At 42.1% G+C, this 20,785-nt stretch carries 20 protein-coding genes and 1 other annotated feature (1 of these 21 only partly in view); of the genes, 2 read left to right on the top strand and 18 right to left on the bottom strand.

Going from position 1 to position 20,785, the window contains the following annotated elements:
* Positions 1-78: 78 nt before the first annotated feature.
* The 5 genes from cydC to tadA form a co-directional block, all read right to left on the bottom strand.
* Entirely contained in the window at positions 79-1,821 is a 1,743-nt protein-coding gene (gene cydC, locus HMPREF0556_RS06955) for a thiol reductant ABC exporter subunit CydC (RefSeq protein ID WP_003756916.1), read from the bottom strand.
* On the bottom strand, positions 1,818-3,542 hold the full coding sequence (cydD, locus tag HMPREF0556_RS06950; protein ID WP_003756914.1) for a thiol reductant ABC exporter subunit CydD: 1,725 nt from the start codon (positions 3,540-3,542) through the stop codon (positions 1,818-1,820). The genes cydC and cydD overlap by 4 nt, the downstream gene beginning before the upstream one ends.
* Complete coding sequence (gene cydB / locus HMPREF0556_RS06945; protein ID WP_036105380.1) at positions 3,542-4,555, bottom strand: cytochrome d ubiquinol oxidase subunit II; 1,014 nt, start codon at positions 4,553-4,555, stop codon at positions 3,542-3,544. Before cydB ends, cydD begins: the two co-directional genes overlap by 1 nt.
* The gene (locus HMPREF0556_RS06940) at positions 4,542-5,948 is read right to left on the bottom strand and encodes a cytochrome ubiquinol oxidase subunit I (protein WP_003756910.1); all 1,407 of its coding nucleotides are present in this window, start codon (positions 5,946-5,948) and stop codon (positions 4,542-4,544) included. Before HMPREF0556_RS06940 ends, cydB begins: the two co-directional genes overlap by 14 nt.
* Positions 5,949-6,280: 332 nt before the next feature.
* Positions 6,281-6,763, bottom strand: coding sequence for a tRNA adenosine(34) deaminase TadA (gene tadA, locus HMPREF0556_RS06935; RefSeq protein ID WP_036105375.1), 483 nt, complete (start codon positions 6,761-6,763; stop codon positions 6,281-6,283).
* Between the two features lie 181 nt (positions 6,764-6,944).
* On the opposite strand from tadA, the gene HMPREF0556_RS06930 reads away from it, so the two are divergent.
* On the top strand, positions 6,945-8,522 hold the full coding sequence (locus HMPREF0556_RS06930) for an acetate--CoA ligase (protein ID WP_003756906.1): 1,578 nt from the start codon (positions 6,945-6,947) through the stop codon (positions 8,520-8,522).
* Positions 8,523-8,567: 45 nt separating this feature from the next.
* Here the strand turns inward: HMPREF0556_RS06930 and HMPREF0556_RS06925 are convergent, their stop codons facing one another.
* Entirely contained in the window at positions 8,568-8,852 is a 285-nt protein-coding gene (locus HMPREF0556_RS06925; protein ID WP_003756904.1) for a hypothetical protein, read from the bottom strand.
* Between the two features lie 129 nt (positions 8,853-8,981).
* Between HMPREF0556_RS06925 and HMPREF0556_RS06920 the strand changes: the two genes are divergently transcribed.
* Positions 8,982-9,860, top strand: coding sequence for a helix-turn-helix domain-containing protein (locus HMPREF0556_RS06920; protein ID WP_003756903.1), 879 nt, complete (start codon positions 8,982-8,984; stop codon positions 9,858-9,860).
* 72 nt (positions 9,861-9,932) lie between these two features.
* On the opposite strand, the gene HMPREF0556_RS06915 is transcribed toward HMPREF0556_RS06920, so the two are convergent.
* From HMPREF0556_RS06915 to serS, 12 genes are all read right to left on the bottom strand, one after another.
* Entirely contained in the window at positions 9,933-10,538 is a 606-nt protein-coding gene (locus HMPREF0556_RS06915) for an HAD family hydrolase (RefSeq protein WP_003756901.1), read from the bottom strand.
* Complete coding sequence (locus tag HMPREF0556_RS06910) at positions 10,531-10,881, bottom strand: hypothetical protein (protein WP_003756899.1); 351 nt, start codon at positions 10,879-10,881, stop codon at positions 10,531-10,533. Before HMPREF0556_RS06910 ends, HMPREF0556_RS06915 begins: the two co-directional genes overlap by 8 nt.
* Positions 10,882-10,946: 65 nt before the next feature.
* Complete coding sequence (locus HMPREF0556_RS06905) at positions 10,947-11,906, bottom strand: LacI family DNA-binding transcriptional regulator (RefSeq protein ID WP_003756896.1); 960 nt, start codon at positions 11,904-11,906, stop codon at positions 10,947-10,949.
* 127 nt (positions 11,907-12,033) lie between these two features.
* A complete protein-coding gene (locus HMPREF0556_RS06900; protein WP_003756895.1) occupies positions 12,034-12,723 on the bottom strand; it encodes an NAD-dependent protein deacylase in 690 nt (229 codons plus the stop codon).
* A gap of 14 nt (positions 12,724-12,737) precedes the next feature.
* Entirely contained in the window at positions 12,738-13,934 is a 1,197-nt protein-coding gene (locus HMPREF0556_RS06895) for a multidrug efflux MFS transporter (protein ID WP_040486545.1), read from the bottom strand.
* Between the two features lie 139 nt (positions 13,935-14,073).
* Positions 14,074-15,516 carry a phytoene desaturase family protein gene (locus HMPREF0556_RS06890; protein ID WP_003756890.1) on the bottom strand — a complete coding sequence of 481 codons (1,443 nt, stop codon included), beginning with the start codon at positions 15,514-15,516 and terminating at the stop codon, positions 14,074-14,076.
* Positions 15,513-16,580 carry a glycosyltransferase family 2 protein gene (locus tag HMPREF0556_RS06885; protein ID WP_003756888.1) on the bottom strand — a complete coding sequence of 356 codons (1,068 nt, stop codon included), beginning with the start codon at positions 16,578-16,580 and terminating at the stop codon, positions 15,513-15,515. The genes HMPREF0556_RS06890 and HMPREF0556_RS06885 overlap by 4 nt, the downstream gene beginning before the upstream one ends.
* 14 nt (positions 16,581-16,594) lie before the next feature.
* Entirely contained in the window at positions 16,595-17,308 is a 714-nt protein-coding gene (locus tag HMPREF0556_RS06880) for a lysophospholipid acyltransferase family protein (RefSeq protein ID WP_003756886.1), read from the bottom strand.
* Entirely contained in the window at positions 17,286-17,987 is a 702-nt protein-coding gene (locus tag HMPREF0556_RS06875; protein WP_050776997.1) for a carotenoid biosynthesis protein, read from the bottom strand. Before HMPREF0556_RS06875 ends, HMPREF0556_RS06880 begins: the two co-directional genes overlap by 23 nt.
* 175 nt (positions 17,988-18,162) lie before the next feature.
* Positions 18,163-18,507 (bottom strand): hypothetical protein, encoded by a 345-nt coding sequence (locus HMPREF0556_RS06870; protein WP_003756882.1) that lies wholly within the window; start codon positions 18,505-18,507, stop codon positions 18,163-18,165.
* Between the two features lie 14 nt (positions 18,508-18,521).
* Complete coding sequence (gene fsa, locus HMPREF0556_RS06865; protein ID WP_003756879.1) at positions 18,522-19,169, bottom strand: fructose-6-phosphate aldolase; 648 nt, start codon at positions 19,167-19,169, stop codon at positions 18,522-18,524.
* A gap of 147 nt (positions 19,170-19,316) precedes the next feature.
* On the bottom strand, positions 19,317-20,606 hold the full coding sequence (serS, locus tag HMPREF0556_RS06860; protein ID WP_003756878.1) for a serine--tRNA ligase: 1,290 nt from the start codon (positions 20,604-20,606) through the stop codon (positions 19,317-19,319).
* A gap of 61 nt (positions 20,607-20,667) precedes the next feature.
* Positions 20,668-20,785: a binding site (T-box leader), on the bottom strand (it continues 106 nt past the right edge of the window).

Below are 20,785 nucleotides of genomic sequence, written 5' to 3'. Positions count from 1 at the left end.
ATTTACACGAGCTTCATCTGTGATTTTAACAATAAAAAACACCAAAGGCAAAACAAGCAGCTTTTGGTGTTTTTTATTTTAAAGTTGTATAAATGGACGATCAAGGCGATAGAGATTTTTATAACGTTCAGAGCTCGCTAATAATTCTTCATGCGAACCTGCCATGATGAACTCGCCGTCCTCTAAGAAATAGATTTTATCCATTTTCTCTGTACCGACTAAATGATGGGTGACCCAGATAACAGTCTTGTCAGCCAGTGTTTCAAACATCGTGCGCAACAGTTCTTTTTCTGTGATCGCATCAAGTCCTACCGTCGGCTCGTCTAGAATCACGAGGGGGGTATCTTGCAGAAGGATACGTGCTAACGCGATCCGCTGCCGTTCCCCACCGGAAAACCGGGCACCCATCTCTGTCATGGAGGTGTGGTAGCCTTCTGGCATATTCATGATCATCTCATGCAGACGGACTTGTTTGGCAACCTCATATACTTCTTCATCCGTTGCGGATTGATTGCCTAGCCGAATATTATTGAGCACCGAGGTATTGAATAAATGCGCTTTTTGATTGAGCATGGAAACAAGCTTAGGAATCTGTGGACGGATCGATGCAACGGATGCTCCGTTCAGCTTTACAGCACCGGTCTGTGGTTCTAACGCGCCTTGGATCAGTTTCAGTAACGTTGATTTTCCTGTTCCGCTTTTCCCAATGATAGCGATTTTATCTTGCGGTTTTAAATGCAAATCCATATCTACAATAATCGGTCTGCTAGTTGCTTCATATCGGAAATTCGCATGCTCGATGCTTAGTTCGATGTGATCTTCGGCAACGGTCGTTTCCGCATGTAATTCTTCTTCAAAGCTTGGTAGTGATGTGTCTTCAATTTTATCCAAGCGTTCTAGCGAATCTTGATATAATGTGGAGTCGCTGACGGCGCTGGGAACAGGAATAAATACTTCGGCAAGCGACATGATCGCCAAAACGAATGCCGCGATCATTGTTCCTGAGAAAGCACCGCTCCGGGCTTCGCCTGTACTCCAATAGACCATGACGATGACCATGATTCCTGCAATCAACTGACTGAAGAAATCGCGCCAGTTCACAAATCTAAATTGTTTAGTTTCGTTTTCTAACAGTCCTTTTTCCGCTTGCTCATACGTTTGGACAAAATTCTTTGTCCGTCCGCTGAACATCCAGTCGCTGATGCCGAAAACGGCATCGGTGAATTGGCGGTAAAGCTGATTGCGTCCTTGCTTTTGATAGGCATTTTTCGCCTTTGTATATGCTAAAGATATCCAAGGGAGGACGAAAATAATGATCCCAATCAATAATAAGAACAGCAATGCGATCGGAAGCGAGAAAACGCCAAGGCCGATGACAATGGTGGCATAGATCGCGATGCTGACTATGGCTGGAAACATCGTAGTCAGATAAAAGTTTTGCAAATGTTCAATGTCATCGGCAAGCAGTCCTAAAATATCCCCCGTCCGATAACGCGATTTAAGCAATAATGCTTGCGGTTCTAAATAACGGTATAGCTGCACACGCATTTTCGCCAACATTTTAAGGACGAGCGAATGGCTGGCAAGCCGCTCTACATAACGGCTGACAGAGCGCATGATCCCAAACGCTCGGACACCTACTGTTGAAACATATACTGCCATGATCGACTCAGGCATTAGGGAAGATTTTGAAATCAAGTGTCCCGATGTGAACATTAAGGCTCCACCCGCAGCAAATGTCAAGATCCCCAAGAAGATAACGAGTGATAGCAGTCCAATATTCGCTTTGATATATGGTAAAATCCAGCGGCTCTTTCTCATTCGATCTCCTCCAGTTCCGCCTGTACCAATCGGTAGTAATAACCGGCTTTTGCTAATAGTTCTTCATGACTCCCGATCTCTACGATCTGGCCATTATCCATCACGATGATCCGGTCCATTTCCATCATCCAATGTAGCCGATGTGTCGCCAAGAAAACAAGGCGATTTTCAAACAATTTTATCATCGGTGTTTTCAATTCATATTCTGTTTCAATATCTAAGTGAGCAGTCGGTTCATCTAGCAAGATGATTGAGCGCCCTGATAAAAAGGCGCGCGCCATCGCGATCCGCTGTTCCTGACCACCGCTAAGCATACGGCCTGATTCCCCTACCACCGTTTCATATCGTTCTGGGAGCGACAGGATCAGTTCTTCTAATCCCGCAGCCCGAGCAGCTTCTTTCACTTGTTCATCTGATGCTTCCGGCTGATAAAAGCGGATATTTTCCTTGATGGATAAATGAAATAAATACGGGTGCTGCGGAATATAGGTGACTTGTTTCTGCCAGCCACTGTCGGAAAAAGCAAATGGGGTCTGATTTAAAGCAGTTGTCCCACTAGAGGGATTCAGAAATCCGCTGACAACATCGATAAAGGTAGATTTCCCTGCTCCTGTAGCCCCGATAACGCCGATTTTTTCATATCCTTGTACATCTAAGCTAATATCCTGTAGCGTTGGCTCAGCAGCCTCTTCGTGGATGACTGTCAGTCCATTTAAATTCAATTTCGTATCTTCATTAAAAGCAGGCAATTCCGGCGCCACCGCCTGTGCTTTCGCCTTTTGCGCTTCGCGGATGATTTGCTGGATATTTCGTCCAGCTTCTTGTCCGTCAAGGGTCGCATGATAATCCGAACCCAACTCGCGCACCGGCAGAAAGTATTCCGGCGACAGAATAAGCACGGCAAGCGCTACTACCAGACTCATCGAACCACCAATAAGTCCCAGTCCTAAGAAAAGTGCCACGATCGCGATCGACAACATGGTGAAAAAATCCAGTGCAAAACTCGACATGAAAGCAACGCGCAATGTTTTCATCGTCGCTTTGCGGTACCGCTCACTCACGCCAGCAATACTCTGCTCATGGCTGTGACTGATTCCTAGATATTTCAGTGTTTCCAGACCTTTTAGCGAATCTACAAAGTGGTTGGATAGGATTCGATAGGATTCAAACTGCGAATCTGCTTGTTTTTTCGCTGCCAACCCTAAAATAATCAAAAACAAGATCAAGATTGGAAAAGTAATAAACAAAATCAGCGCTGACGTTCTATCTTCAAATAAAACATAGATCCAGATCATCGCCGGTATGATCGCCATATTGATGAATTTTGGCAGGAACAATTCTAAATAACGTCTAAAATCAGCAACGCCCTCCATCACCATCGTAACGATTTTCCCGGTTCCTTCTTTCCTCGCAAACCGAGGCCCCAATAAAAACAAACTGTCCATAAAGGCTTCCCGCATATCCGTAGCCATCTTAGCAGCATAGCGATAAACAATCTGCTTCTTGATGACGTTCAATAAATGACGCAAGAAATAGGCCCCCGCAAAGAGACCTATTTCTATCATGATGCTTGCAAATGTATGGTTATGAAATAAATCAGTGATAGCACGAGATAAACTCCGTGCCATCACAATGATCATAGCGCCTTGAATGACAGTCAAAACAGCTAATGATGCGAGAATCCATTTTATTCCTGGATATTTGAAAACATCTCTTCCCATTAGTACGTCAATTTCTCCTTATCGGAAACCCGTTTACGGAAAACGTAGTAACTCCAGATTTGATAACCAAGCACGAACGGCAGCAACGTTACTGCAACGATCGTCATTACGCTCAGTGAATAATGTCCCGAAGCAGCGTTATAAATAGTAAGATTATACGCTTCTGTAATTGAACTGATCATCACGCGTGGGAATAAACCAACAAAGATAGCCCCCACTGTGAAAACAATTCCTAACCCACCAAATGTGAATGTCAAGATCTCACGGCCTTTCCATAGGAAAAAGCCAGAAAGCAGATAGAATACGACAACAAGTCCGATCATTAACGGAACTAATACCGGACGAGCCGTAAATAAGTCAGTATACACAAATGCTAATGCCACAAATATCAGTAATGCCACGACAGTTGCGAACCAGACTTTTTTCGCCAATTTCGTTGCTCGTATGCGAAGTTCGCCTTCAACACGTAAAGCAATAAACTGCAAACCATGTAGCAAGCAGATCAAGACGATCGTGATGCCTCCCCACACAGAGAAAATATTGACATAATCCGTAAACCCGCCATGCAAGTTCATTTCTTTATCGATCGGCATTCCTTTTGCCAGTGTGGAAAATAATACGCCCAATAGGAATGGCGGTAATAAACTACCAAAGAAAATGATCCAATCCCATGTTTTGAGCCAAGTTTTTGTATCTTTTTGACCGCGGAATTCAAAGGATACACCCCGTCCGATCAATGCTAGCAGCAAGACGACGAATGGCAGATAATACCCGCTGAACATCGTTGCATACCAATTTGGGAAAGCGGCGAAAATAGCTCCGCCGGCTGTGATCAGCCAAACTTCATTTGCGTCCCAGAATGGACCGATCGTATTGACAAGCATTTTACGTTCGTTACTTGATTTTGCCAGAAAGCGCGTAGCCATTCCGACACCAAAATCGAAGCCTTCTAGGAAGAAAAAGCCGATAAACAAAACGGCAACTAGTAAAAACCACAACTCATTCAGTGACAAGTTTTTCTCCCCCTTTATCGAATGGATCCACAGAGACATTTTCTTCTACTTCTTCATGTCCATCTGGTCCTTTTTTGATTTCTCGAATGAATAAATAAATCAAGACGATTGCTAAGATCGCATAGATCGTGGAGAAAGTAATGATCGAGAATAAAATACTTCCTGCTGATACATTAGGCGATACCGCATCTTTCGTTTGCATATATCCGAATACAACCCATGGCTGACGGCCGATCTCTGTCATGATCCAACCCATCGAGTTTGCTAAGAATGGGAACAAGATCATCGGAACCATCAAACGAAGATACCAAGTTGCGTGCACAAGGCGTTTTCTCCAAGCAAGTACGACTCCGATCATTGCAAAGAGAATCATTAGCATTCCAGCGCCGACCATGATACGGAAACTCCAGAAAGAAGTTTTTACCGGCGGGATATAATTACCTGGCCCATAAACTTTTTCATAATCTTTTTGAAGAGTGTTCATCCCTTCGACACTACCTGAGAATTTAGAATAAGATAAGAAACTTAGAAGATATGGGACTTTGACTTCCCAATCATTTTTCTTCTTCTTATCATTGATGCCGCCAATGAAAGTCCAAGCTGCAGGACTTCCGGTATCTTCCCAGACTCCTTCTGTTGCTGCCATTTTCATTGGTTGTGTTTTCACTAGATATTGCGCTTGCGAGTGACCACTGAAGGCAACACCAAAACCGCCGATAACCGCCATGACCATTGCGATCTGGAACGAGCGTTTGAAGAAATTGACATCTTGTTTTTTCATCATTTTGTATGCACTGACACCTGCTACGAAGAACGCACCAGTGGCAAAAGCACCAAAGATAACGTGCGGAAATTCGACTAGCAGCTGACCGTTCGTGATCAATTGCCAGAAATCATTCATTTCGGCGCGGCCATTTTTGAATGCAAAACCGACCGGATGCTGCATGAACGAGTTCGCTGCCAAAATCCAGAAAGCAGAAAGGATCGTTCCGATCGCTACTAACCAGATACAAGCAAGGTGGAGTTTCTTACCTAATCTTTCCCAGCCGAAAATCCATAGACCGATGAATGTCGACTCCATGAAGAAGGCAAGCAATGCTTCGATCGCAAGCGGTGCACCGAAAACGTCACCGACGAAACGGGAATAGTCCGACCAGTTCATTCCGAATTGGAATTCCTGAATGATCCCCGTTACTACCCCAACAGCAAAGTTGATCAAGAATAAGTGTCCCCAGAATTTCGACATTTTTTTGTAAATTTCTTTTTTCTTTACGACGTACAGTGTTTCCATAAGCGCAACCATAAATACAAGTCCGATTGAGAGTGGTACGAATAGAAAGTGAAAAATCGTGGTTGATGCAAATTGGAAACGTGCCAAAAATAGTTTATCCACTTTTTGTTGTCCTCCTTTTGTTTACAAATGCGCAATTACACAACAGGTTGTTCTTAAATTCACAAATATGATCATAAACAAACCAAATTATAAGCAATCCCATTTAATAATCATTACTAAGTATATTATTTATTTTAACTTATTTACGCCAGAATGTGTTTAGTTCTTTCGATGTCATTTTATAATACAGGAGTTTGTGAATTATAATTTAATCACAATCCCGCATAACTAGAAGAATGTAACAATGATATCCTTTTCACAAGAATTTAAAAATGGTTCTAATTACCTATAACACAGTGCCTCAAAAAGTGCTTTTTTAGGTAAAAATAACCTTATTCTGTTTTAGCTTGTTTAGCTGCTTTTTTCTTCGCACGCAGCGCTCGAAAAAACGAAGTCAGCAATTCTGCACACTCCGTTTGCAGCAAACCTGCTTCCACTTCACAAGTATGATTGAAACGATCATCTTGCAAAAGATTCATCAAAGTCCCTGCCGTTCCCGCTTTTGGGTCCGGAGCCCCATAATATACTTTTTTTAATCGCGAAAGTAAGATCGCGCCGCTACACATCGGACAAGGCTCCAGCGTCACATAGATTTCCGCTTCGCTAAGCCGCCAACTTTCTCGGTTTTGGCAAGCTGCTTGAATGGCCAATATTTCTGCATGCGTGATCGCGTTTTGGGTCGTTTCCCGCAGATTATGTCCGCGCCCGATTATCTCATTATCCAAAACAACTACTGCACCGATCGGAACTTCGCCCAGCGCTTGCGCTTTCCTTGCTTCTTTTATCGCTTCTTCCATGAAGATCGCCTTTTCCATCGCCAGACCAAACCTCCGCTTTCTTTTTATCCCCTTCATTTTACCACATAAAACTTACAGAGGTAGCTTTTTTGGTTGCATTTTATCGTTCTTTGTAATACCATATATTAGAATCAGGTACTAATATATGAAATAGTTAAAAAATTTATTATCTTTTGTCAATATAAAGGAGGTTCTTTCAATGAACAGTGCGAATTTATTAGCACCAGAAAAATATAATATCACCGATGAGATCGCAAAATTCACTTCCAATAAAACAGCTTTGATCTGGAAAAACGATCAAGATGAAACAAAAAAATGGAGTTATCATCAATTAGTGGTAGAATCCGCTAAATTTGCAAATGTAATCACCAAAGCAGGCATCCAAAAGGGTGACCATGTTATTGTGATGACGCCACGGTTATTGGAAACCTACGCGATCTACATGGGACTTTGGAAAGCCGGTGCGATCGTGATCCCTGCTTCAGAACTATTGAAAGCACACGACTTGGAATACCGCATCCACCATGCAGAAGTAAAAGCAGTTATTACCTATGACGGTCTAACAAGTGAATTCGAGAAAATCGCAGACGATCATTCTGTTCATACTAAAATACTGATCGATGGTCATTTAGAGGGTTGGCAGAATTACGGAGAACTAATGGATCAAGCACCCGAAACTTTTGAAACGATCGATACGCACCGCGAAGACCCTTGTCTGCTTGCATTTACCAGTGGAACGACCGGGAATCCCAAGGGTGTGGTCCACGCGCATGGTTGGGGTTACGCCCATATTCGTATTGCTGCGGATCACTGGCTAGATATCCATGAAGATGATATCGTTTGGGCAACTGCTGCTCCCGGATGGCAAAAATGGGTATGGTCACCGTTCTTATCCGTGCTCGGCAAAGGCGCGACTGGTTTCATTTTTAATGGTCGTTTCAGCCCTGAACGCCAACTACGACTATTAGGTGAAGAAAAAATCAACGTGCTTTGCTGTACCCCTACAGAATACCGCTTAATGGCGAAAGTATCTGATCTTGATAGCTATGATCTCGGCAGCATCCGTAGCAGCGTATCCGCCGGCGAACCGCTAAACCGCGAAGTTATCCAAGCATTCCAAGAGCATTTCGGGATAAAAGTCCGTGACGGCTATGGTCAAACGGAAAGTACTCTTTTGATCGGCACACTTGTCGATACCCCGATCCGCCCTGGCTCCATGGGTAAGCCGATCATGCCGGAATATATGGCGATCATTGATGAAAACGGACAGCCCGTCGGCGTTGATGAAATCGGTGATATTGCTGTTAAAAAAGATTTTGAAGCATTGTTCCAAACTTATTACAAAGAACCCGAGCGCCTTGAAAAAGCCATTCGCGGTGATTATTTCGTGACAGGTGATAGAGCCGTTCGTGATGCCGACAACTATTATTGGTTCCAAGGCCGAAATGACGATATTATCATCAGCTCCGGCTATACGATCGGGCCATTTGAAGTAGAAGATGCCTTGACACATCATCAAGCAGTCAAAGAAGTTGCCGTTGTAGCCAGCCCAGATGAAATCCGTGGAACGGTTGTAAAAGCATTTATCGTTTTAAAAGATGGCTTCACAGCAAGCGACGAATTAGTCCGCGAGCTTCAGACGTTTACGAAAGACCGCACTGCTCCTTATAAATATCCGCGCCGTATCGAGTTCGTCACAACATTGCCAAAAACTGATTCCGGTAAGATCCGCCGCGTAGAATTACGAAATCAGGAATTTGAACGCAAAAATAAGTGAATAAAAAAGCCGACGCTTGCAACCTTAAGCGTCGGCTTTTTCTATTTATACTGCTGTCGGATCAATAGAAGCTTCCCATTCTCCAATCAGTTGTTTGATACGTCCTTCGACTAATTTTTTATACCCGATCACTTGATCAGTTTGGACGGCGAGCCCTTCGGAAAAACGGTCTAACCGTGCAGAAGCGACACAGTTTATACAAACTTCATCCAAGTAGATACTAGCTGGAGAATCACTTTTGCTCGCATTCACTCTACCCACGATATATCCGATCGCAGTGACCAAAATGACAGGATCTTTGTCCTTTAATTCTTCGATTTGTGGTTCCATAGTTCCTTCCTCCTCGTTTCATCTTGTTACTGTTTACCCATTTTTTGTGATTACAATCACTTTAATGATGAAAGTTGACTTCCGAGAAAGCATTTGTCAGAATAGAAGGAGAAAGGAAGCGCTATCTTAATGAATATCAAAAACCTTCAAACCAAATATAAAAATATGAGACTATCCGAAAAGCCCCTGCCCACTGATAACGGGGAGCTTGCCTTATATTCCCATCCCTTTTACATATATATCCCAAAAGCCGCTATTTCAGACGACGAAGCAGTCTTACTAAAGCTGCTTTTCGAGCCTGCGCCCGTAACTTTTTCTGACAAAGCCGCTAACAACTGGTATACACGTTTATTCTCCCCAACCAGACAGCCAAACGACGAGATTCCAAACGGTTCGTATCGCTTCACTCAGATCCAATTGCAAGCTGATACGCTCTCTGCTTCCCTGAAAAAGGAATGGAAAGCAGCCTTATACAGTTTTTTCAGCTCTCATGCTGTTTTTTTACCTATCTCTCCTGATTATCACATCGTTATCGAAAAAATGGAAGACTCCTTGCTTGGTGAAGAAGAACTCGAAGCCGTTGCTTCCACCCTAGAAAATGATTTTTATGCCAAAACATATTTTTTCAGCGGTTTATTCTACCAATCCGGGCCGGAGATCCAACGTTTATTTGCGGAAGAACAAAAACTGTTCTTAGAATATCCATTTACCCATGCCGTACAGACGGTTAGTTCTGCCAGTCTGCGTGTGATCTCGAAAAATTTGGCAGATACAAGTATTTTCCAAGAAATCGCACGATTCTTAAAGAAAGAACCTGATAATATCAAATTGATAGAACGGCTTTTTCATAATCAGGGAAATATCAGCTTGTCCGCGAAGGACTTGTTTCTCCACCGGAATACGATCCAATACCGGATCGATAAATTTTACGAACAAACTAACCTATCACTACGGAAGATGGACGATCTGCTTTTCGTTTACTTATGCTCATTGGATCAAGTAGAGTAGATTTCGCTCTTTTTTGTGTAGTTGCTTATTCGCTCAGAAAAGGAGCTTTACTTTTTCAAGTAAAGCTCCTTTTTAACGATATTCCAGCAAATCAGTCGGTTTTTTCAATATGATCTCTGCTTCTTTAAACGGCGTATGATCTCTGGCCCCCCAAGAAGCTAGCGCGAAATCGGCACCAGCCGCATGGGCACACTGCATATCGTAAATCGAATCGCCGATATATACGGTCTCTTCAGGCGACACCTGGAGAAGTTCCATACACTTTAAAAGCGGATCCGGATTTGGCTTATGTAATTCCGTATCGCTTGCACAAACGATTCCATCAAAATATTTCGCAAGTCCAAATGGATAAAAGCCATGCTCCATCTCAAACTGATTTTTAGAACTTACCACGCCACAAAGCGGCAATTCCCGCAATGTTTCCTCGATCATTGGGAAAACCGTGATCTCTTCCATAAAAGCAAGTTCTTTTTCGATCCATTCATCTAAAGCGCGTTCCCGATCTTCAATCGGAAATTTCGCTAAGGCCTTATCCCCTGGGATTCCCAGTGCAAAACGCAAGTCATCCTGTTCCACTTCAATACCTTTTTCCGCTAACAGTGCTTGTAGTGAGTGCAGGACTGCGCCTTCATTATCTAGCATAGTCCCGTCGATATCAAAAATAAACGCTTTATACATGATGTCGCTCCTTATTCTCTCGATTATAATGCAGACCGCTATTCGCTCGTTTGATACTTGCGAGGCCTGTTTTCAACTCTTCCATAAACTGATTGATCTCTCTATTCGATGATCCATCCAATTCAAATTCCAGATTATCGCAGCTGAAACTTAATAAGTCTCCGCCTTTATTTGTGTGTAGTTCTGCAGCATCCAATATTTTCAACGGGAAAATCTTTCGTTTTTTTCCACCAAAACTATAATTCTGTTCAAATACTAGACACTCTTGATTAATCGAAAATTCGCCAAACTGATACTCTACGCCTAAACTTGAATGTATCTTACAAGTACCTTCCAATCGCATTTTCCCCGCCTCCTTTTGTTTACCTACTCTAGTTATAATTGATGAAACGGGTTTCAGGTCAAGCGTTATTTTGTTGTTTTTCTGATAATTAACTGATGGCTGATTTTATGTTTCTTCTTGCTTTTGGTATAAAAGAGCTGAAATGCGGTTTCCCCCATTTTCTTCAGATGATGATCTAAGGTTGTGATCTCTAGCACTTTTCCGATCGGTAAATTTTCCTCCCCAAGGATCGCTAAATCACCCGGAATCTGGAAACCGTTATTTTTGGCATAATACATGATTCCCGCCGCAACTTCATCTCCATTAGCAAAGATCGCATCTGGTGTATCCCCTGCTTCCGCGAGAAAATATTCCCCCGCTTTGATTCCGTCTGTAAAATCATAGCTCTCGGATAAAAAACGATGTTCCGGTATTTCCCCAAACACTTCTTGATATGCTTTTCGTTTTTCCTGTGTGCTCGGACTTTTCAACGAATCACGCCCCACTGAAAAAGCGATTTTTTGATAACCTGCCTTTTTCAGAAATTCAAACCCATCCTTATACGCATGAAATCTTTCTATGTATGCACAGGCGATATTCTCATGTTCCGTATATTCACAAGCAATGATTGGACCATAATCCGCAAACGGTTCGATCACATCCCAGTCATTTGCCTTGGATGTAATAATGAGAGCATCTACTTGTTTTGTTTTGAGTTGCATCAAATAACGCAGTTCCGCCTCGCTATCATAATTAGTCGGAAAAAGCGTCACCGAATACTTGTGCTTAAAAGCTGCTTCGATAACACCGTTAGCAATTTTATCGAACCATGGATGGTCGTTATACGGTAGTATGATCCCTATCGTGTTCGTTTTTCCTTTGGCTAGATTTGTTGCCAAACGATTAGGGACATAATCCAACTCCTCTATTACCGCTAGTACCTGTTTCCGCTTTTCAGCAGAGACATAGGGATGTTCATTTAAAACTCTAGAAACGGTGGTCACTGACACGCCCGCAATCTTAGCTATTTCGCGAATATTAGTCACTTTTCCCCGTCCTTTCTATCTTACATAAAAAGATGCGGCAGCACCGCATCTTCTTTTTTGTTATCAATATGTTTCACGTGAAACTATTCTATTATTAGTTTAGCATTTTCAGAAAACACAAGCAACTTCATAAGTCTGCAAAAATTTCTGCCGCATCAGCCTGGATCATCTGAAAATCGAATGGTAGTTGCAGATTATCTTTATTTATTGCTACCACTTCTGCTTTCGCATTTCGAAATTCCGTCAAGTTGCAAAAAGGGCTAACTTGAAAAGAGGTACCGACAATCAATATCAGATCCGCAAAATTTATTTTCTGAATCGACGCCCGAATCACGCCTTCGTCGATCCCTTCCCCATACAAAACGATATTAGGACGTAAAAGCCCACCACAATCTTGATGGATATAATCTGCTTGATACGTTTCAAAGGGAACATGGAGCTGGCATCTTTCACAATAAACATCTTGCAGATTACCGTGAAAGTGAAGAATCGATTTACTTCCTGCTTGATCATGTAGCCCATCGATATTTTGTGTGATCACCGTCACTTCTTTTTCCTGCTCGAGCGCTGCGATTTTCTGATGAATAATATTCGGAACAGCATCCGGATAATACATTTTACTTATTACAAAATGATGAAGTTTGGCTGGTTCACGTTCTAGGCAATCCCGGCTAAGTAGATACTCCGGACTTACTTTGTCTGCATACAAGCCGTTTTCCGAGCGGTAGTCCGGTATCCCGGAAGGCACCGATACACCAGCACCTGTTAAAATAACGATGGAGCGGCTCGCAGCGATTCTCGCTTTTAAATCAATCATTTTATTCACCTTCTTTAATTGATAGTCCCATGGATTTTTCGATTAAATCTCAACGTGATCAGAACGTTGATAAGTACAAACACTGCAACCATTAGGAAGACGTGATTGTAGCCAAAATGCGCTGCGACAAAGGAACCGAGCAACGGTCCTACCACATTTCCGATATATTGAAAGGATTGGTTGTAACCGAAAATACGACCGGCTACCTCACGTGGTGTGTTTTTAGTAAGTAGCGACTGCACTGCCGGCAGTAAAGCCCCATCTGTCATACCCAACAAGAACCGCAATACACCCAATTGGAATGGATGCGTCACGAACGCCATTGGGATTTGAAGCAACATGGAGAATATCAAAGCGCCTAACAGAATACGCTCTGTCCCGATCTTATCGCCCCATTTTCCTAACCGCGGTGCTGCTATCAATGCAGCAACCCCTGGAACAGAAGCAATCATACCGCTTATAAAAGCAACATTTTGGGTATTTCCTGCTAACTCGCGAACATAAAGCGTTAAAATCGGATTCACTGAGTTAGAAGAAACTTGGATAACCATTGTAGTAATGAACAAACTAATAATCAAGCCAGGATATTTAAGCGTAGCAAATACTTTCTTCCCAGAAAGCATATCCGCTTTTTCCACTGGTGTGAATTTTTCTTGCACGAAAAATACAGTTAAGAAAAATGTCCCTAATAATAGCGTTCCCGTTATAAAGAATACTGGCCGGACGCCGAATAGATCCGCTAAGAATCCACCGATCAGTGGCCCGATCAGTACTCCGGAAACTGCTGCGGTCGAAAGCGTCCCGAGTGCCCAACCACTACGGTGACGTGGTACTTGCGTTGCGACTAGCGCATTGGCAGTGGAAATGTACCCGGAAAAAATACCCATCAATAGACGTAAAATAACAAATTGATAGACATTTGTCACGAATCCCATGGCAATCATAGCGATCGCCATTCCGAGCGCCGCCCTCAGGAGCATTACTCGTCTTCCTTTTTGATCAGCGAGCCGGCCCCATATCGGAGACATAACAGCAGACACTAAAAAAGTTGAGCTTAGTGCTATCCCAGACCAAATACTTACTGCCTGCTGGTTATGCACACCCAACTGTTCAATGTATAAAGGCAGGAAGGGCATAATCAAGTTAAGACCTGTTCCTGTTAAAAAACAACCTAGCCATACAATAAATAAATTCTTTTTCCAACTTTCCAAATTAATCACCTGTTCTTTTTGATCTTTACCTATTATTTCACAATTTTTCATAGAAATAAACTATTTTTTATAGATAATCGCTTTCGTGGTTGTTTCGCTCTCCGACCAACCCTCTCAGCCTCTAAGTATTAGACAGGTATTAATTTTTCTCGATATTTATAATTTGTTCAGCAATTTTACGCCCTCCCAGCACGACCATTGGTGTCCCACCACCTGGGTGGATCGACCCTCCCACTGCCCACATATTATCTCCTTTCAGCTTCCCATTTGCGCGAAAAAAGCTTTGTTTCATAGAATTAGATGAGGGCCCGTAAATCGACCCTCGATAAGCAAATGTCTGATTTTGCAAATCTAAAGGAGTAACGATCTTTTGATGAAGAATATGAGCTTGCAGATCACTCATTCCGTGTGATTCCAACAAACCAATAATCTTCTGCGCATACGTTGCTTTGATGCCCTCCCAATCGGTTGCTTCCGTGAGAGCTGGAGCATTCACTAATACAAAAAGATTACTCATCCCTGCCGGCGCTAAGTGAGGATCGCTAGTGGAGCTGTTGCAAATATAAATTGCAGGCTCGCATACTGGTAAACGCTTTTCGAAAAGCTCTTGAAATTCCCGTTCATAGTTTTGGGGATAAAAAATATTATGATGCTTCAACTGTTCGTATTTTTTGTCTACACTGAGCATCATCTGAAAACCTGACAAAGACGGTTCCACTTTCGGAACTGTCTGTTCTTCAAAACTTAGGATGTCTTGATTGACCACAACGATATCCGCTTCAAAATCTCCTGCTGTAGTTTTTAGAAGTTTCCTCTGCTGCTCCCTATTCAGCACTTCCTTCACTTCTGTTTGGTAGTGAAAGGTTACATTTCTTTCCGCCAATACTTTTTGGAAGGCCTCTACCAATTTATACGTGCCCCCTTTTATACCGAAAACACCTTTTTGCGTTTCAAGCGCAGCCATTAGATTGAATACTGCAGGAGTTTGTGTCGGCTGGCCACCTACATAGGTTGCATATCTCGAAAATAAAGAAATCGTATTCGGATGATGGAAATAGCGACGAATAACAGCTGCCATTTTATTAAAAGGCTGCACCTTAAAAAAATGATAAATCAGCTTTAAATCAAGCATCTCTTTTTTCGAGGTGAATGTCTTATCAAAAAACGACTGCTCGGAGTATTTTAATAGTGTTTTTATCCTCTCGATAAAAGCTGGATAGTTTTGAGCATCGTGGACGCTATAAGCCGCTATCTGTCGCTGCATCGAATGTATATCAGCAGTCAGATCTAAATTCGTACCATCAGGAAAAAAATGTCGCTGCAGCGGATCGATCTTATAAAAGGTCACGTGATCATGAATATTATTTCCCGCGCAATAAAATGCATCTTCAAAGCTTTCTATGTATGTCAGTGTGCTCGGTCCCGAATCAAAATAAAAGTCTCCCCAACGAAAGGCTTTTAGTTTCCCGCCGAAAATAGGTTCTTTTTCCAAGATAGTGATTTGGTAATTCGGTTCGGCGCTCAACCTAAGTGCCGCGGAAAGTCCTCCTAACCCACCGCCGATAATACATACTTTTTTCATTTATATGACCTACCTTTCCATTTCATTTCAGTTTGAAAAGCGGATTTATATGCTACAAAAAGTGCTAATCCAACACTTAAAGGCAAAGCTAGTCCTTTTTTCACGCTTTTATGTACAAGAATGCCAATTGCCAAGGAAACGATTACGGTACTGAACGGTAATAGAATATCCCCAGAAACCATACCAGCAACCAGCAGTATCCATGGTAGGATATATAACCCCAGATACCAGATCGACATCGGAACAAGGACTGAGAATCGAAAACCCATTCCGGCAAAAAGGTTTTTTTGAAAACCCGCCATTACTTCGCTTGGGCTGTTGTACATTTGACAAGCAGCAAGCGCTTCAATATCCACAAAAGCCACCGGAAAGCCCGCTTTTTTTACTTGTTTGACTAACGCTACATCATCTAGCATGCTACCTTTTATCGCTTCGTGACCGCCCGCTTCCATGTATACCTTTCGCGAGGTAAGAATGAACTGACCACACGCTACCGCAAATAATGGGTTAGCTGATTGGGAGATATATCGTAATGGTAGGTGAGAGAAAATAATGAATTTCATCATAGGAACTAATAGAAAAGAGAGCAGATCCTTTGTTTTTTGTTGAGGAAAGCCTGAAAAAAAGACGAATTTTGTCTTTTTTTGGCCTACAGCAGCTTTGATTTTCCTCAACCCCGCCTCCTTTAAAACTACATCCGCATCCAGAAACAACAGCCACTCATTTTGAGCGGCAGCGGCAAGATTATAGCAGGCAAAGTTTTTACCGGTCCACCCTGTCGGCAACGTCTGCCCATGTAATATCCGGCAAGTATATTTGCTAGCAATTTCAGAAGTAGCATCTGTGGACTGATCATCATAAATCAGCACTTCATCTTGAGGCCCCAGCTGCGTTTCTAACGATTCTAACAGCTTGGAAATATTGCGTGCTTCATTCCTAGCAGGTATCAAAATCGATATCCCTAGCTCTTCAAATGGCTGATTTTCGTAAAAGTCCATGATATTCCGTTTATTCCAGTAGATAAAAGCAAATTGTGCGAGTAGCAAAAAAAGCAATATCCCCATATCTCCACCTCTTTTTATTTCAAAAATGAATCACTAATGCTTTTTGACTCCCTTTTTAAAAGTGTTTCTGCCTTTTCCAATGTATTTTTCTCGTTATAAAGAATATTGTCCCGCAACTCGTCCAATTGTGATTGTAGCCGTTTTTGCAGCATTTTTTCTTTCTCAAGCATTCTACCGTTCACCACAACGGGCGTGCTAAATTCCAAGATCGCATTCAGTTTTTGCTTTTCGCCTAAATAATAGTACATACTCACGAATTTGATTGCCACTTCATCAAACCGCTCCATAATTTTCGCTACGCCACGTTTTACATGCAAAGGCCGACTGTCTTGATGACGAATCTCACCTTGTGGGAATATCCAGACTTTTTGCCCGTTTTTCAGCTTTTCCTCGACATACCGCAAAGTCTCTACTAGTGATTTCGGTTTATCCGGGGCGATGGAGAAAGCACCCAGTCGCTGGAAGAAGCGTAATTTTTCTAACTGCGCTTCCTCCATCATCATCATATTTTCCAGAGGCACTGTATTGCGCTGATAAGCTTGGAAACATAATAGACCATCCCACCAGGAAGAATGATTCACTAAATACAAAACAGGTAAGCCATCTTCTACTTGCGCTTCGGTGTCTCCTAGTATGTAAATTTGATTAAAATAGCGAGGAAGTAGATATTTGCTTTGGTAAAATCGGAAAATCGCCGTAAAAAAGTTATTGTTTTTTGCTTCGAGCATAATAGAGACTCCCTCCTATTACTAAAATAACTATCCCGATGAGAAAGACCAGAAATTCCCCATGCTTTGCCGCGATACTGCTGAATAAAAGGATCTGCATACCATAAAGGACAAAAATCATACGTTTGGTCGTTGATTTTGAATGATGTTTGTTGAGTAATAAAGCAAATAAAAAAGCAATGACAAACCAAGATAGAAAATTTTGCAGAGGAATCCCATAATAAAATCCATTGGCGTTCCACTCCCAATATCCTTCAAAAATAGCCACTGGATCTAAGATCAAATCAAACAGCACGATATAACAAGCTGTTTCTAACGCTTGCCAAAACCGACCTGCTGATATTGCTAGCCCCCAACAATTGATAAAAACTGCGATCCATGCAAACACGATCGTGAACGGCACACCGTAAACGGGGCTTCCTAATACGGATGTGTAACCATAAGTACCAAACGGTATCGAAAAATGCACACTTGCCACCTCTAAAACATAGCAAGCGACCCCAAATCCTAAGAAAGAAAATAGCAGTTTCATATTTCTCATTACCCCGCTGATCTCCAACATGCAAAGCGCATAAAGCAGCAGGAAAAAGGGTTTGGAAAATCCTAAACTTTCGGGTACCGTCCAAAAAACCTGTAAAATATAGCCGATCAGCCACCAAATAACAAATAGCCAAGTCAAATAATATCTTTTATGTAAGTCGATCTTTTTTCTCCTCCTTTGGGGGCTTCTAACCTTATGTTCTTCCCTTTTTAGCCATAAATTACGCAGTTTTTCGGTCATTTATATTTTTTTCTATAAAAAAAATCTCTAAAAACCAGAAAATATCATCTGGTTTTTAGAGATTACACGTTTACTATTCCAGTTTATCCAAAGGCAACCAGCCAGCAGTTCCCTCTTCTGTGACGCACCATGCCCAGCCGTTAAGCTCTCGATTGCTTTCGACCTTATCGCCGGCCTCCACATTCAGCTCGCGTGCCGAGTAATCGGCATTCACCGTACCCGTGTGACCGTCGCCATCGCGTTCGATCAACTGGTCAGGAACCCATCCTTCTTTATCGCTAGCTTTTACTTTGCAAAAAAACCAGCCCGGATACTCCGAATCTTCTCGCCCTATCCGGATAGCCTCGTTTTTATTCACAAATAAAGGATCTGGGAAATTACTTGTATGTTTCGTTTTTACAGTCCAATATTTATTCATAAATGCCTCCTGCTTTACTTACCTGTTGCAGCATCCCAGTCAGCCAAGAATTTATCGATCCCTGAATCTGTTAGTGGGTGTTTCAGCATTTGTTCAAACACTTTATAAGGAACAGTCGCAATGTCTGCGCCTGCTTTCGCACATTCAATTACATGGATCGGATGACGAACACTTGCAGAGATGATTTCTGTTTTGATATCGTGTACGGCGAAAATTTCTGCGATATCACGAATCAATTCTAGACCATCTTGACCAATGTCATCTAATCTTCCTAAGAAAGGAGAAACATAAGACGCACCAGCACGAGCTGCTAACAACGCTTGCGCAGCAGAGAATACTAGTGTTACGTTTGTTTTGATTCCTTCAGCAGTTAAAATTTTAACAGCTGCCATTCCTTCACCAGTCATTGGAATCTTTACAACGATATTCGGATGGATCTTTGCAATTTCACGGCCTTCTTCTACCATTTTGTCCGCTTCTAAACTAACAACTTCTCCACTTACAGGACCATCTACGATCGAAGTGATTTCTTGGATTACCTCGTTAAAATCACGACCTTCTTTAGCAACTAAAGACGGATTAGTAGTTACACCCGCGATAAATCCCATTCGATTTGCTTTCTTGATTTCTTCTACATTTGCAGTATCAATAAAAAACTTCATGATATGTCCTCCTTTTGATCTACGCTTTCATTACAGTGCTATTATAACGCAACGCTTGCAAATTAGCATGTCAAACGCTTATGAAATTCCGAACAATCTTTATTTCCCAGGAAATAAATAAACTCGGCAGGAAATCCCGCCAAGTCCTTATTTTTCTATTGGAGCTTCGATTTTGGTAATACCACCCATATAGCTTTGCAAAGCTGTTGGGATTCTGATCGAACCATCTTCTTCTTGATAATTTTCTAAAATCGCAGCAACGGTTCTTCCAATTGCTAATCCAGAGCCATTCACTGTATGCACATATTCAGGTTTCCCTTTTGCTTCTCTACGGAAGCGAATACCTGCCCGACGTGCTTGAAATGCTTCAAAATTACTGCAAGAAGAGATTTCTCGATAGCTGTCATAACTAGGGATCCACACTTCAATATCATATTTCTTCGCTGCCGTAAACCCTAAATCAGCTGTACACATGCTAAGTACACGATATGGTAATTCCAAACGTCTTAACACTTCTTCCGCATTGTCTGTTAATTTTTCTAAGGCTTCATACGAGTCTTCCGGTTTCACAAATTGAACTAATTCTACTTTGTTGAATTGGTGCTGGCGAATCAAGCCTCTAGTATCTCTCCCCGCCGAACCTGCTTCCGAGCGGAAACAAGCACTAAATGCCGTATATTTCCGAGGCAAGTCTTTCGCTTGGAAAATTTCATCGCGGTGTAGATTCGTCACCGGAACTTCTGCTGTTGGGATCAAGAAGTAATCTTCTTTTTCCACCAAAAAGGCATCTTCTTCAAACTTCGGTAATTGACCCGTACCTGTCATGCTGACCCGATTTACCATGTAGGGTGGCAAGATTTCATCATAGCCATGTTCGTCCGCATGCAGATCCATCATGAAGTTAAGCAAAGCACGTTCTAACCGAGCACCTAACTTTTTGTAAAAAACAAAACGGCTTCCCGTTACTTTAGCAGCACGTTCGAAATCTAAAATATCTAGATCAGTCCCTAGATCCCAATGTGCTTTTGGCTCAAATGTAAAATCTCTTACTTCTCCCCACTTGCGAATCTCTACATTGTCATCTTCCGTTTCCCCAATCGGTGTCGACTCATGCGGGATATTTGGAATCGACAATAGAATACGTTGCAATTTTTCATCTATGTTTTTCAATTCTAAGTCCAAAGTTTTGATACGATCCCCAACAATACGCATTTCTTCGATTTTGGCATCTGCATCTTGCTTTTCACGTTTTAAAGCTGCAATTTCTTGGGACACTTCATTTCTTTGCCCCTTCAGCGATTCCGTTTCTACTAAGAGTGTCCGGCGACGCTTGTCTAACTCACCAAACTTCTCAAAATCCGCTAGATTTTCTCCGCGGTGAGCTAGCTTTTCTTTCACTTCGTCAAAATTATTTCGTAATACTTTAATATCTAACATTCAGCTCTCCTCCTCCTCAAAAATAAAAAACTCCCGCACCTTCTCCAAAAATTATAATTGGAGAAGGGACGGAAGTAGACCGCGTTGCCACCCTAATTGAGATGCTTAAAACACATCTCCAGCTTCATTATAAGGTTTAACGGACCTCGACCGAACTAGTTTACTGCTAAATTTCGACT

Source organism: Listeria grayi DSM 20601, assembly GCF_000148995.1.
In the GTDB taxonomy this organism is placed as follows: domain Bacteria; phylum Bacillota; class Bacilli; order Lactobacillales; family Listeriaceae; genus Listeria; species Listeria grayi.
The sequence above is the reverse complement of the archived record's forward strand: the minus strand, read 5'-3'. Positions and strand labels throughout refer to the sequence as shown.